Source organism: uncultured Eudoraea sp. (assembly GCF_947258525.1).
In the GTDB taxonomy this organism is placed as follows: domain Bacteria; phylum Bacteroidota; class Bacteroidia; order Flavobacteriales; family Flavobacteriaceae; genus Eudoraea.
In genome coordinates, this window is sequence record NZ_CAMYIP010000190.1 from 1 (window position 1) to 13,437 (window position 13,437).

Annotated in this window: 15 protein-coding genes; all 15 read right to left on the bottom strand. The window is 31.7% G+C overall.

Annotated features, from left to right (window positions below):
* The coding region (locus Q0X89_RS14085; protein WP_297695269.1) for a GNAT family N-acetyltransferase at positions 1-963 on the bottom strand (963 nt) is incomplete at its 3' end.
* A 3-nt stretch (positions 964-966) separates the two neighbouring features.
* Positions 967-2,142: a GNAT family N-acetyltransferase gene (locus Q0X89_RS14090; protein ID WP_297695271.1), complete on the bottom strand. Its 1,176-nt coding sequence runs from the start codon at positions 2,140-2,142 to the stop codon at positions 967-969.
* Between the two features lie 274 nt (positions 2,143-2,416).
* Positions 2,417-3,580, bottom strand: coding sequence for a GNAT family N-acetyltransferase (locus Q0X89_RS14095; RefSeq protein WP_297695273.1), 1,164 nt, complete (start codon positions 3,578-3,580; stop codon positions 2,417-2,419).
* 56 nt (positions 3,581-3,636) lie between these two features.
* Positions 3,637-4,593 (bottom strand): GNAT family N-acetyltransferase, encoded by a 957-nt coding sequence (locus Q0X89_RS14100; RefSeq protein ID WP_297695275.1) that lies wholly within the window; start codon positions 4,591-4,593, stop codon positions 3,637-3,639.
* Positions 4,594-4,707: 114 nt separating this feature from the next.
* Positions 4,708-5,943 carry a GNAT family N-acetyltransferase gene (locus tag Q0X89_RS14105; RefSeq protein ID WP_297695279.1) on the bottom strand — a complete coding sequence of 412 codons (1,236 nt, stop codon included), beginning with the start codon at positions 5,941-5,943 and terminating at the stop codon, positions 4,708-4,710.
* A gap of 123 nt (positions 5,944-6,066) precedes the next feature.
* Complete coding sequence (locus Q0X89_RS14110; protein WP_297695281.1) at positions 6,067-6,723, bottom strand: acetyltransferase; 657 nt, start codon at positions 6,721-6,723, stop codon at positions 6,067-6,069.
* A gap of 154 nt (positions 6,724-6,877) precedes the next feature.
* Positions 6,878-7,093 carry an acyl carrier protein gene (locus Q0X89_RS14115; protein ID WP_297695283.1) on the bottom strand — a complete coding sequence of 72 codons (216 nt, stop codon included), beginning with the start codon at positions 7,091-7,093 and terminating at the stop codon, positions 6,878-6,880.
* A gap of 6 nt (positions 7,094-7,099) precedes the next feature.
* Positions 7,100-8,167, bottom strand: a complete 1,068-nt coding sequence (locus Q0X89_RS14120) for a 3-oxoacyl-ACP synthase III family protein (protein WP_297695285.1) — start codon at positions 8,165-8,167, stop codon at positions 7,100-7,102.
* Positions 8,164-8,397, bottom strand: coding sequence for an acyl carrier protein (locus Q0X89_RS14125; protein ID WP_297695287.1), 234 nt, complete (start codon positions 8,395-8,397; stop codon positions 8,164-8,166). Before Q0X89_RS14125 ends, Q0X89_RS14120 begins: the two co-directional genes overlap by 4 nt.
* A gap of 45 nt (positions 8,398-8,442) precedes the next feature.
* A complete protein-coding gene (locus Q0X89_RS14130) occupies positions 8,443-9,963 on the bottom strand; it encodes an amino acid adenylation domain-containing protein (protein ID WP_297695289.1) in 1,521 nt (506 codons plus the stop codon).
* Between the two features lie 333 nt (positions 9,964-10,296).
* Positions 10,297-10,776: a hypothetical protein gene (locus tag Q0X89_RS14135; protein WP_297695290.1), complete on the bottom strand. Its 480-nt coding sequence runs from the start codon at positions 10,774-10,776 to the stop codon at positions 10,297-10,299.
* Positions 10,777-10,844: 68 nt separating this feature from the next.
* Complete coding sequence (locus Q0X89_RS14140; RefSeq protein WP_297695292.1) at positions 10,845-11,330, bottom strand: hypothetical protein; 486 nt, start codon at positions 11,328-11,330, stop codon at positions 10,845-10,847.
* A 251-nt stretch (positions 11,331-11,581) separates the two neighbouring features.
* Positions 11,582-12,241 carry a GNAT family N-acetyltransferase gene (locus Q0X89_RS14145; RefSeq protein WP_297695294.1) on the bottom strand — a complete coding sequence of 220 codons (660 nt, stop codon included), beginning with the start codon at positions 12,239-12,241 and terminating at the stop codon, positions 11,582-11,584.
* Between the two features lie 38 nt (positions 12,242-12,279).
* The gene (locus Q0X89_RS14150; protein WP_297695296.1) at positions 12,280-12,504 is read right to left on the bottom strand and encodes a hypothetical protein; all 225 of its coding nucleotides are present in this window, start codon (positions 12,502-12,504) and stop codon (positions 12,280-12,282) included.
* Positions 12,505-12,748: 244 nt separating this feature from the next.
* Positions 12,749-13,360 carry a sugar transferase gene (locus tag Q0X89_RS14155; RefSeq protein ID WP_297695298.1) on the bottom strand — a complete coding sequence of 204 codons (612 nt, stop codon included), beginning with the start codon at positions 13,358-13,360 and terminating at the stop codon, positions 12,749-12,751.
* Positions 13,361-13,437: the final 77 nt, after the last annotated feature.

The following is a 13,437-nucleotide window of genomic DNA, read 5'->3' on the forward strand; positions in this document are numbered from 1 at the left end:
TGATTTATGATCTGATTCATTTAGTTTTTCATCAACTTTTACTTTCTTTTTAAATCTTGCTTTAACTTCTCTATATAACAAATGAACATTTTTGGATTTTAAGTAATTCTTTAAATACATCTTTAATGCTATACTTCTGGCCAGAATTGAAGCAGGTAAAGAGGTTGGGCGATACACAATATGATGTTCAAAGTCATAAATGTTATTGCACCATTTAATTTTGTATTCCGGGTTTCCCATACTCATATCAAAAATCTTGAATTTCTTATTTATGCACCACTCTAAGCGCTTATAAACCAAAATCTGACCTAATCCAAATTTGGAATAATCAATATCGTAAGAAGAAATGGCACCGAAGAAAATCTTATCCAAATGATAGTTTAATGAAAGAGCGATAGGATTGCTACCTTCATAAATCGTGAAAAGAGAAGCTTTTCCTGTATTAATTAGTGTAAAGAATAAATTGTAGAATTTATCCCATTCAATCAATCTTTCATTGATTTCATTTCTTTGCTTAAACCTGCGAACCAATAAACTGCGTAAAGCGGTCATTAGAATTGCATATTTTTCTTTGGATATTTCATTATATAAAACTTCATATCTTATATTAAAACATAATTCCAAACGTTTTTTTCTTCTAAGGATGGAAGCCCTGAGCTTACGATTCATTTGTATGGCAAGGTATTCTTCAACACTGGATATACCCTTTAAAGAAATTGCATAACCTTTTATTTCAAAAATTCTGATAGCCCTAAAATGCAATTTTAGATTTGGATTTAAATAGGTCGGAATATATTTAACCAGGTAAATAGTCGCATTTCTTTGTGAATATATTTCTTTAGAGCTTGTAAGGTTCCTGATAGAATGGTTATTATCTGAAAATGAGATGTTCGAGTATATATCGGGTAGAACACCTCTTTCGAAGAGTCCAAAATAGAAATCTATTAATTCTTTTTTCAACATTTTTCACTTCAGCTTAGCATTTAATAAAATATTTTTATTCTTTCCTTTAACCAAATATGAAGTCCCATCTATACTTTCAAATACTTCAATATCATTAATGTTTTCAGAACTGGAGTACAGAAAGTCATAAATGGGCTTTCGCAAGTCCATATAACCATCATCTTCAATGCTGATTTTTACGAGTTTGGACATTGAATTTATTTTAGGAATATTTTTTACCATAAATTCCCCTTGAACGTTTGCTAGGGCTTTTTGATTTAGTAAACCATAAAAAGAAATCTTCAGTCTTCTATAAATTAGGTGAAGCTTCAATTTTTTTAAAAGGTGTAATGAACGATAATACAATTTTACTTTAAGAACCAAAAAATTGGCAACTATTCTAGAAATTTGATTTTTAGATGGGAAAACTATCTGACTTTGATAATAATATTTCTCATCTGTAAAAACCATTTTATAGGCTAAATCTCCTTTCATCATATCAAATAACTTAAATTTGTTTTCAAAACACCATTCAAGTTGCTTCAGGATATTTATAAAACCTAGATAAAATTTTGAAAAGTCAACGTCGAACGCCATCATAAAACCAGAATAGATGTCCTCTTCGATAAGGTTTATCGAAATGCTTATAGGTTTCCTATCATGGTAAATAACAAATATTGAAGCTTTTTTTTCAATGATCCTGAGGTATATCATATTGTGATAGTAATCCAATTTTTCCCAACCACTATGCTTCATCTTCTTTAAAGTGAATCTCCTCTTTATCATTAGCCTTAATTGATCGAAAAGAAAATCATACTCTTTCTTTTCCATAGAACCAAAGTACATCTTGTACTGGACATTGAAACAAAGTTCCAATCGCTTTTTAAGTGTTTTATGTTTAGACCTCCGTTTTGAACTGAACCTTTTTACCAAATATTCCTCAAAATTTTTATATTTCCCAAGATTAATACTATATCCATGATACATAAATGCCTTTTTGACCTTATATGAAGGATGTATCCTAGTATGAAGATACCCTGGAACATCTTTGACAATAAATATATTTTTTTCATCATTTTTTTGGAGAGAATCTTCTAGCAGTATGGTAGATGAAAAAGCATTCACAACTCCAGAATAAATCAAAGACATTTGCTCTTTGAGTAAAAGATCGTCAAGGAAATCTAACTTAATGATTTTCATATAAAATTTTGATGTAGATACAGTACATTGTAAGTTTAATCAAAGAAACTAGATATATTTCAATTATTCATCAGCTTAAATAGATTTTGTATCGTAAAAAGGATAAACCTAACTTAGAAAAAAGTTATGAAATAATCTAGGAAATGACAGCGTGGAGGTATTGGATGACCAACTTTTGCCCAATTGACGAAGAGTTTCATATAAGCATCCCTAAAATAATTACGTTTAACTTTATACAAATTTCAATATTCTATAAGTACCAACTCTAGCCCATTTATGGCGTACTTACATTATAAACTAGTCTTTGTATTTTTGTCTGCCCCAAAATGATATAAGTGTTATGATGGTCTTTTAGCTCATAAATGTTAACCATTTTGGACCTTTCAAAATTTGTATATTGAAAATCATAGATTGCTTTTCTTAAGAAAGCATACTTGTGGTTATGGATATCTATTTTGGTCAAGACAAAAGTATTCAAATCAATAGCGGAAATATCTTCTGTCAAGAAATCGAGTTCCTCATTGATCTTAGCCGTACTGGTAGTCTTGAACTTGAACCTTAATAGCCGATAGGAGCAAGGTACTTTTTTACTTTCCAAAAACCATTTAAGACGCAAAAGTTTGGTGATGATGGTTGCTTTTATTTTTTGATAAAGATGACTTTTGGTATAAATGATATGGTGTTCAAACTTATAAACAATATTACACCAGGTTCGCTTATAGGCAAGTTCTCCGTAAGATAGATCAAAAATCGAATGATTATTTTGAAAACACCACTCGAGCTGTTTCCAAATATCAAGATAACCCAAACGAAATTTGGAATAGTCTATGTCGTAAGATCTTATGTAATTTCTGAAAATATTTTGATGGTGATAATTAAGACAGATATCTATTGGCTTATTGGAATCATAAATTACGAATAAAGAGGCCTTCCTTTCAAGAATCATATTGAATACGTTTTTTCTTAAATAGTCCCAGTGTTGAATACTTTGATGAGTATCACCTCTTTGAGAAAATCTTCGCTCAATCATTTCGTGCAGTTTCTTAAATAAGAAATCATAATTTGCGTGGGAAATCTCTCCGAAATACATTTTATATTGAATGGGAAAGCAAGTTTCAAGTCTTCTTAGTTGCCCTCTCATTCTAGATCTACTTTTTGGTTTTAATTGAACTTTCATGTAAGCATCGAGGTCTGGATACCCCTTCAAATTCGCCAAAAAACCATCACGGTGATAAATTTTCAAACAATTGAAAGAAGTTTTAAGTCTTGCATCAAAATAGGGAGGTACGTTTCTTACAATAGTTACATCATTAAGAGACATGCAGTCTCCTTTGGCATTGTTAATGTAATCCTCAGACGTTGTCTTATTATGCACGTTGGTGTAAAAAGGGTAAATAATACCTTTGGCAAAAAAGTCAAATGTGAAATTATTCTTCATTTCAGAAGGCTGTAAGGCTGCCAATTCTATTATTAAGGCAAGATTTGCTAATATTTTTAGTGGTTATTCCAGTCATAATTCTTTAACTTTTTCATCTTAGTATAATAATACAAGCTATCAAGTTGAAATATTCCTCCGATAATATTGCGATCTCTTAATAATTGCTTAATAGCCAGTTTTATAGAAATAATCCTGGCCTTGATTGTAGAATTCAAAGATTTACTATTGTAAAACAGATGATAATCAAATTGATAGATATGGTTACTCCAGCGAAGCTTATTAACCGTAGCCCCTTTTGAAAAATCCCAAATATTAAAATCATTCCTATAGCACCACTCAATATTCTTAAAGATGGCAATATCACCCATACTATACCTGGAATATTCTACATCGTATATCTGAATGTGACTGAAGACAATATCAGCAACATGAAAGTTCAAAGTAATTGTGATGGGCTTTTCTTGATCTGATATTACAAATATAGACGCCTTTCTATCTAGAATCAAAGGGTAAAATAAATCGTGATAATACTTCCATTTAATTAAATTCCGGTTATAAATCTTTTTCTCATGAAATCGTTCTTCCATAAGTTTATAGCATATTTCAAATAGATAATCATAATAATCTTTGTCAATTTCTCCATAATGGAAACTATACCTGATATCATGACCAGATTCCAATTTCCTCTTTTTTGCCCTAAAATTTTTTCTTGGGTTTCTGCTAAGTATCTGAACGAATAGATCTTCTGCATTATTAAACTTAGTGAGATCAATGAGATATCCTTTGTATTGAGGAATCTTTTTAACTTTTATATGCTCTATTTCGTCTAGAAGTACAACGTCAATAAAATCGGGAACATCAGCAACCGTACATGAATTTATATTCTTTTTTGGAATTGTTAGGTCATAAGAGATATTTGTCTTTTGACCTGTTAATTTGTTAGTCAGGATGTTATCATAAAATGGAACAATATTGTTTTCAAAGCAGAGTTTGTCTATGAGATTGCAATACATAGGTAATCCTGTTTTTATATATTTTAACTTAAATTTTACTTTATTGAAACAAACAATTTTATTTATGCATAGGTAATTAGGCCTTCAATTGTTTCAATGTGAAGCCCTTGATTGTTATTCAATTTGTATTAGTGTACTTTTTTTTTCGCTTGAGACTAGATAACGGGAGGTATCATCAAGTATTTTATAAACTTTAATATCATTCAAGGTTTCAGAATTGTAATATAGAAAATCAATCACTGCCGGTTTTAGATAGTGTTGTTCTTTGTTGAATACATCAATAAGTTTTTTTGGATGGTTTTCATAACTGTTAGCAACTTCAAGAAGCGTATATTTTTGTTGATTGGTTTTTGTTTTATTTTTTGAACTGAACCTTAAAGAATGGATCAATTCATTGATTTTTTTCTCTCTCAAAAATTGCTTTAGCATAAAATATTGTTTGAGGTAAAATGCTATTAGGAAGGATTGTAAAGAATTTTTGTCATAGAGCACATGATATTCAAATTGATATTCCAGGCTACTCCAGCGTTTCTTAAAATCAAAATATCCCTTAGAAAAGTCAAAGACCTTCAGTTCTTTTTCCAGGCACCATTCTATTAGTTTCATAAGGCTGGTTGTTCCTACATTAAATTTGGCATAGTCCACATCGAAGGCCATAATAAATTGATAAAGACTATCTTCAGATAGGAAATTGAGCATTATGGATATGGGACGGTTTCTTTCTCTTACGACAAAGAGACAAGCCTTTTTAGCTAAGATCATGGGGTAGGCTACTTCATAGTAAAAATTCCATTCCTGAGGATTTAGGTTATTGTTGTAAATACCTTTTTTTTCAAACCGTTTTTCTAATAGTATTTTAAAACTTTCGAAGATAGTATCATATTCTTCTTTAGATGTCTTGCCGTAATACATCTCATATTTTATATCAAAACTATTTTCCAGACGTTTTTTATCTCTTTTGAGCTTATTTCTGCTCTTCCCTTTAAAAGTAGCATTTATATATTCACTAATATTTTTGAAACCGTCTAATTTAATCAAGAACCCCGGATATTGTTTAATTTTATGTAATCTGAGGGAGGTTGAATTTATTTTGGGGTTTATTTCAAAATAAGTAGGCACATCATAAATTAAAAGAGCTTTTCCTTTTAAATCTTGAGTATTGGAATTATCAAGGCTATAGTTAATTCCTTTAGTATGGGTTTTACCACAGTTAACATAAAGTTTTGGAACCTTATGCCTAACAAAAAGTAGTTTTCTCAATGGGTCAAAAGAAACACCGGCCCCGGAATTATTAAAGTGTTTGAGCCATGTAGTGGTAAATATATCCGAAGTGAACGGATTGTCTTTCATAAAAATTCGACTTGACGATCTTAAATATTATAGTCAATCTATACTAAATAGCTAAAATATTTTCCTAAGCTTTGGATTATCATTTTGGAAATTTGCCTCGGGAGAAATCACAAATTGGATATTCTAATTTACTTTAGGAATGGCCATTATTTTTTCTTTAAACCTAAAGAAAACAGTAGTGTCGTCTTTCACATTTTTGTCAACGATCATACCTGCCTGGATAACATTATTATTACCCACCTCAACGCTTGGAATTACTGTAGATCTCAATCCAAAATAATTATTGCTGCCAACTTTGACAGATCCTGCTAAACCTGCTACAGATAGGAAATTATTATCGCCTACCACACAATCATGACTTATAAAGCAATAAGATGTTAGAAAATTATAATTACCAATGGTTGCATGTTTCTCGAGTATACAGAATGGGAAAACTATATTGCCCTCGCCAATATTAATATCTTTAGGCATTATAACACTATGATGGATAAAACTCCCGATTTTAGCATTCTTGTTTAAAAGAGTTTTAATCATTTTCTCCCTTAAACTGATATCCATTATTGCAATCAGGACCTCTTCGTCCTCCTTAGGGGTATATGAATCAATATCACTTAAAAGTGGTGCTTTATATTTATATTTTGTCCAATTCTCTTTGGAGTCGTCAATATAACCCGATATATTGATTTGTTGATCATCTCCAACTTTTGAATTATGATCTTCAATGTAAAAAGTTACTTCAGCGCCTGCTCCGCCCGCTCCTAGAATGATAACGTTCCTCATAATATTATATATTTTTGGTTGTATAGTTACAGTTTGGGAACATTTTGTATAAGTATCTAATGCAAGATAAGCAATTACAAAATTAACTTTTAATATTACTTAATTCTAGTTTAAAACTAAAAAAATGGTATCGAACTTACACTATAATAAAATACTACATTTTACTTTCAATCAGCTCCCTTAAACCCAAGATGGTACCTGAGTTATCAATTTCCTCTGCTGATAAGGGTACATTGTATTCTGAGTCGCAAAATGCAATGATCGACAAAACGGTCAATGAGTCCCAAGCCTCAAAAGATTGGAGCTCATCACCGAGCTCAACGGTTTCTTCTTCCAGGAGTTCAGCTATTGACGATTCAAAATTTTCCATGGTTTATTAATTAAAGTCGATGGTTTCACAAAAGTCCAGATTTCCCATTTCCAGCAGCAAAGAGGCCCAGCTCAAACCTGCTCCAAATCCAGCGATACAAATCATATATGAATTTGTTAATAGTTTTTCTCCTAAATTGTAAGTAATAGTTGTAGGTACTGAGACTCCACTAGAGTTCCCGAAATTCTCAACTATGTTAAATGGCATTTTGTCATAGCTCACCTCCATTTTATCTGCAAGCTTTTTCAGCATAAATTTATTGGGCTGATGGAACATAAAATAATCTACATCCTCTTTGCTGCTATCTGCCTTAGCCAGTAAGTTCTCAATCATCGGAGGAACCTCTTTTTGAACAAAATTAAAAACATCGTCCCCTTTCATTACTAAATGATCTAGAGATCTGGAATTTCCGCTTTTATCGGTTTTTAATTCTGCAGTTTCTGGCGTGGATGGCATCTTGAAACCACCTGCAGGAATGATTAGGGCATCAGCACCCTTACCATCAAGATTAACAGATCCATAGATAATATTATCTGTTGAATCCTTTTCTACTATAGTAATGGCAGCGGCATCACCGGTTAATGGTCTGCTACCTCTATCTTTTACTGAAACTTTACGGCTCATAATATCGGCGTTTAATACCACCACTTTATTCACCTCATCCTGATCTAAAAGCATAAATGCCTGATTTAAACCTATTGGATATCCCGAACAAGCCTGATTAATATCTAAACAAATCATGTCTTGCTTTAAGTCCAGCCTGCCATGGATAATGTGGCTAGTGGCCGGCACAAAATGATCAGGAGACTGTGTCACCAATATTATGGCATCTATATCATCCTTCTTTAAAAGATTTTTATCAAAAAGATAATTCATGCCAAAAACGCATAGATCTGATATCGTTGTTCCTTCTTTGACCACCCTGCGCTTACCATAGCCCATAATTAATTTGAGCTTCATGGATTGACCTCTTGAAAAGTCGTAGTTGTCGATCTCGTCGTCAAAATTGACTTCATTTTCGGGCAATACAGTAAGGATGCCTGTAATTTTTTTATTATGAAATTTTAAGTTCATTCTGTAACACCATTTTTAATTAGTAGTTGGTAAATGCCATCGACATTTGAGAAATTTTCAGGTAAAATTTCTGTTCCATCAATTGAAATCCCAAATTCTTCATCGAGTGAAGCAACTAAACTTACAATATCAAAGGAATCCAGCATGCCTTCTTCAATAAAATTACTAGATTCTGCAAAGTCGAATTCCGGTCTTATTTCCGTTAAAAATTCTAATATTTTTTTCTTCAAACTAAATAGAATTGAGTAATAGAGCTATCATTTTTTTGGATAGCTTTATTTGTTATTGATTTTTTTGTTTAATAAAGCCCTATCTATTTTCCCAGTTGTCGATTTAGGTAAAATATCCATTTTAATATACCTTGTTGGAATCATGTGTTTTGACAATACCTGCGCAAGTTTTGATCTAAATTCCTTAATTGATATTTCATCTTCTGACTCGTATATTAAAACAATTTCATTTTTCGCCTTGTCAAAGAATACACCTGCATTTATAGTATCAAAAGTACTTAAAATATAATGTTCTATTTCCCCTAAATCAATTCTATATCCAGATAGTTTTATTTGAAAATCTTTTCTACCTATATAAATATATTCTTCTTTTTCATTTAAAAAAGCAATATCACCAGTTCTGTATATTCTTTCAGGAACCGATTTGTTCAATGGGTTTTGAACAAAAACAGCGTTTGTTTTTTCAAAATTATTCCAATAACCAAGTGCAAGTGAAGATCCTCTAACGCACAATTCACCCTTCTCTCCAATTTCACATAGTTCATCTTTATCATTTAGGATTAGGATATCGGTATTTCTGCAAGGCTTGCCAATGGGTAGCGATTCATTTTCATTGAACGTATCATCAACAATATGACAAATACAGGTTCCTGTTATCTCCGTGGGCCCATACATATTTCCATAAACAACATTTTTATCTAAATTTTTAATCCAATATCCTAAATGCTTTGGTGGCATCACTTCACCACCAAATAACACTTTTTTTACTGTTGGGAGTTTAATTGAACTAAATAGCTTAAGATTTGCGATATTGACTAAAACCGAGGGTACCCAAAAAATAAAGTTGATTTTATTGTCATTTATGTAATCCAATAGCGTTGCAGGAAACATAAACTTCTGTTCGGGAATTATAAAGAGTGTTGCACCTTTAAAAATCATTAGATAGATATCTAATGTAGACATATCAAATATAAATGGGGTTTGATTACCAATTCTTTCTTTTTCAGTTATATCAAAAGTGTCAACTACCCAATTTATATAATCGATAATGGACAAATGTGAAATAACGACGCCCTTTGGTACCCCGGTAGAACCTGATGTATGTAATATATATGCCGGGTCAGTATCAATACATTTTAGATAATTAAAACTTTCGTCAATTGGAGTACCTTCCTCCAATTCATCAAGATTGATGACCTTAATATCCAGGTTACATTTTTCTATGTTAGCTTTAAATCGATTATTCGTAATAATACAGGACGGGTTTAATGCTTTTAAGATTGCTTCAATTCTAGGGGCAGGATTTTTGGTATCCAGGGGAGTGTAACAATTACCACTATATAAAGTACCTAAAAATGAAGCAATTGCATCATTGGTTTTGGGTAAATAGATTGCTACCGGATTATTTACAGAATTATTAATTCTTGAAATTTGAGTAGCTATGAGTTTTGCTTTTTGCGTTAACTCGTTAAAAGTCAGTTGAGAAGTACCGTCGACAAGTGCTAATTTATCAGGAAATGTATTAGCAGTGTTTTCAAAATATTCAATTAGATTGATCTTAATCATATCCGAGCATTAAATAAAAATAAAACTTCAATTGTTGTTTGGTTAATTTTTTAATTTAACTAACGGAATTTTTACTTCTATCGTATTTTTATCAGCGTCCTTTCCATCAATTAATTTTTAATGAAATTTGTATTTTGGATTTGCCAACTAATCCAATAAAAGTTAAAATCAGTTTTCAGTAATTAGCAATTATTATGAACCATTCAAATGCTCTAGAAGCCTTTTTGCGAGGGGACCTGGTAGATAAGATTTAAATTCTTCTTACTACTAATGGTAAATCTGAATTAACCCGCTCCTAGATAAGATTTTAATCAGTATTAGTAATTATAGCATTTACCGCAAGAACTTTTCGGGGATTGGAAGTTCTTCCGTCTCCCTAGCCCAAAACAGATTAAGAATCCACCATCTATCCTGGTCATAAAGCAATTGAAAACTATTAATACCCCTTGTATAGGGTTTATTATTATCCATTTCCTCTTTACTATTAAAAGATTGATAGGTACTGAATACCTGCGCAATATTACCGAAGGCATGAACTTCTTTATGAACTTCATTTTCATAAAATGCGGTTTTCCTACCCGTATTCAACCATTCTCCAGTTGTATTAATATATTCATCACATGATAAAAACTGTGGTCTTAATACGCCATCGGTAAGGGCTTTTTCATAACGAATTAACCTCCCGTCAGGATGGAACAAAAACTTATAAAGTTCCCAATCTCTGGCCTCTCCGGCCTCTCCACAAAGAATATTATAATTTGTATCAATTATACTATCAATCGATTCTACGCTTTTTAAATATTTTTCATCCATAATAAAACCTATATCTCTAATTTAATATTTTAGAATTGTTAAAAATAAATTACATACTTGCCAAATAATTACTCTAATCCCAGGAACTCATTAGGAATGGGGAATTCCTCAGTTTCCCTGTACCAATACAAATTGATTATCCACCATCTATCCTGATAGTAAGCCATCTGTATACTATGTACGTTTCTAACATATGGATTATTATTTTCCATATCTTCTTTACTTCCAAAAGATTCGCACGTACTCCATACATGGGCTATTGGACCAAACACTTTTTTGATTTTATGAATTTCTCTTTCATAAAAACCTGTTTTTTTTATCTTCTCCATATATTTTCCAATAGAGGATGTGAAATCATAAGGAGACATGTATTGAGGTCTGAATTCTCCATCCGTGAAATCCTCTTCATAGCGAATCATTTTACTATTCGGGTGATACAAAGAACGATATAACTCCCAGTTTCTGGGATCACCTGGTTCACCAGCTAAACAATCGTAAAGTGTTTCTATTGTACTATCAATAGTGGCAACTTTTTCTAAAAATTCTTTATTCATTTGACAAAAATTTATGTTTCAGATATGAATTAACTTAGTTCTTTGAGTTAAAAACTTCGTTTGTTATTAGTATTTGATTATTACTTCTAAATCCTAACAAAACAACAATTTCTTATTGGTTGCACAAATTTTTTCAGGCGAAAACCCAGAAACAATCGACAATTCCCCTACAATACAAATATCGATTTTTTTGAATAGCCTTATTCTAATTTTTGCGAATGATGTAATAAATATTTCTTCTTTGTAAAAATTCAAATTTTGTTAGCTCGATAACGCGGAAAATAGTGCATGGTTTCTTTGCAATTTTGAATATCTTTTCGCTGTTGAACCAAATCTTCATAGATTTTCGGATTTACCATATATTTCCAGACTTTGAAGGGTATTGTATTTTTTGAAAATCCAGATTTGAAGTAGAATAATGAATCTTCCTTGCTGCCCACACCACCGCCAAGATTAAAATATTTAAATTTCTCTTTGGTTCCTCTAATTCGCATTTCATCAATTAACAATTTAATGGGATTCAAATCTAAATATCGTTCACTGGTTCCGGAAAGATGATACTGGATAATTTCATTTTTCTTTATAAACATAGCCCCTCCTGCAACTTCGCCGGTCTTCTTGCTTTTAGCCATTAAAACTTCCGTCTCAAAATCAGAACTGTTAATTAAATCCAGAAAGTACTTTTTATCAAAGAAATAAGCCTCGTTAGCATTCACCCGTCGCATATTTTCATAATACAACTTAATGAACAAATCAAGATCCGTAAGAATATTAGCTTCTTTAATAGTGTAAATGGTCCTGGATTTGTTAATATAAGTTCTCAACCTTCTATGGTAAAACTTCAATTGTTCCTCCAAAGGCATTGTTAGGTCAACAAATACGACACTCCCCAATGTTTCCGTATGCCCCATTTCAAGCAAACATTTTTCTTGATTTGGGATAAATGAGTTCAACCTTGAAAAAACAGATACCACATTTTCTTCTCGAAAAAGTTCGAACAACTCTTTTTTAAATATTCCAAAATTAAACCTTCCTCGGAATAGTGAATCAAAATAGGTTGTTCTCCTTCAATCCTGGAAGCATGGTGATAGTCGTAAGTATGGTAAAAATCTGAAAAATCACAATTTTTAACAAGTCTGTCCCAATTTTCTTTGTCCTTTATGATCTCTATCATAAAATTGATCTAAGCTTATTACGATTTGGTTCCAAAATTAATAAACAAACATAAAGCTCGAGTGTGTCGATCATTTAACTTATTGTATGGATATCAACAATAAGAAAGCTTAAACAAATATCAGGATAAGGATGGTTTGTAACACCAATATTTGGATAAAAGCGCTTAAACCATCGTTAATTAGCCAAATATTCACTAATTGAAAATAACACCTAGCGACTTTTGTCCATGCTTAAATCCTTCTTTATTCCGCGTTTCCTGACCACTGCTCAAACACGTCTTCCAGCTCCTCGTCATAAATATCGTCCCGCTTGAATACTTTTTGAATGGTTTTCAACAATATTTTTAAATCAGTACTGAAACTTAAATTGTCAACATACCACACATCATAGATAAATTTTTCTTCAAATGATAAGGTATTACGACCATTTACCTGCGCCCATCCAGTAATTCCTGGCTTTACCAAATGCCTCCTGGCCTGTTCTTCATTGTATAATGGCAAGTAATCTATCAATAGTGGTCTGGGCCCTACGATTGACATATCACCTATTAAAACATTGACCAACTGTAGTAATTCATCTAAAGAAGTATTTCGCACAAATTCACCGATTTTTGTAACACGTTGGGCTGCAGGAAGCAGTTCACCATCCTTGTCTTTTTTATCGTTCATAGTCTTAAACTTAATGATGGTGAATATTTCCCCATTTTTCCCAGGTCTTTTTTGTAGGAAAAATGGTTTACCATTATTGGCAAACATCAGGAATATGATCAAAATGATGATGAACGGTGATAATAAGAGTAAGGCTATGAATGATGCCAAGAAATCGGCAATTCTTTTTACAAAATTTTTATACATATTTAAATAATATTTTAGATAATCATATCTGCGAGGTTAATATTAGTATATCTTAAGAAAACGTATCCTAATCTAAA

Bases quoted from the DNA above. Each gene is read 5' to 3' on its own strand.
- Q0X89_RS14090 (WP_297695271.1), bottom strand. From the start codon at position 2,142: ATGAAAATCATTAAGTTAGATTTCCTTGACGATCTTTTACTCAAAGAG.
- Q0X89_RS14095 (WP_297695273.1), bottom strand. From the start codon at position 3,580: ATGAAGAATAATTTCACATTTGACTTTTTTGCCAAAGGTATTATTTAC.
- Q0X89_RS14100 (WP_297695275.1), bottom strand. From the start codon at position 4,593: ATGTATTGCAATCTCATAGACAAACTCTGCTTTGAAAACAATATTGTT.
- Q0X89_RS14105 (WP_297695279.1), bottom strand. From the start codon at position 5,943: ATGAAAGACAATCCGTTCACTTCGGATATATTTACCACTACATGGCTC.
- Q0X89_RS14110 (WP_297695281.1), bottom strand. From the start codon at position 6,723: ATGAGGAACGTTATCATTCTAGGAGCGGGCGGAGCAGGCGCTGAAGTA.
- Q0X89_RS14115 (WP_297695283.1), bottom strand. From the start codon at position 7,093: ATGGAAAATTTTGAATCGTCAATAGCTGAACTCCTGGAAGAAGAAACC.
- Q0X89_RS14120 (WP_297695285.1), bottom strand. From the start codon at position 8,167: ATGAACTTAAAATTTCATAATAAAAAAATTACAGGCATCCTTACTGTA.
- Q0X89_RS14130 (WP_297695289.1), bottom strand. From the start codon at position 9,963: ATGATTAAGATCAATCTAATTGAATATTTTGAAAACACTGCTAATACA.
- Q0X89_RS14135 (WP_297695290.1), bottom strand. From the start codon at position 10,776: ATGGATGAAAAATATTTAAAAAGCGTAGAATCGATTGATAGTATAATT.
- Q0X89_RS14140 (WP_297695292.1), bottom strand. From the start codon at position 11,330: ATGAATAAAGAATTTTTAGAAAAAGTTGCCACTATTGATAGTACAATA.
- Q0X89_RS14145 (WP_297695294.1), bottom strand. From the start codon at position 12,241: ATGGGGCATACGGAAACATTGGGGAGTGTCGTATTTGTTGACCTAACA.
- Q0X89_RS14150 (WP_297695296.1), bottom strand. From the start codon at position 12,504: ATGATAGAGATCATAAAGGACAAAGAAAATTGGGACAGACTTGTTAAA.
- Q0X89_RS14155 (WP_297695298.1), bottom strand. From the start codon at position 13,360: ATGTATAAAAATTTTGTAAAAAGAATTGCCGATTTCTTGGCATCATTC.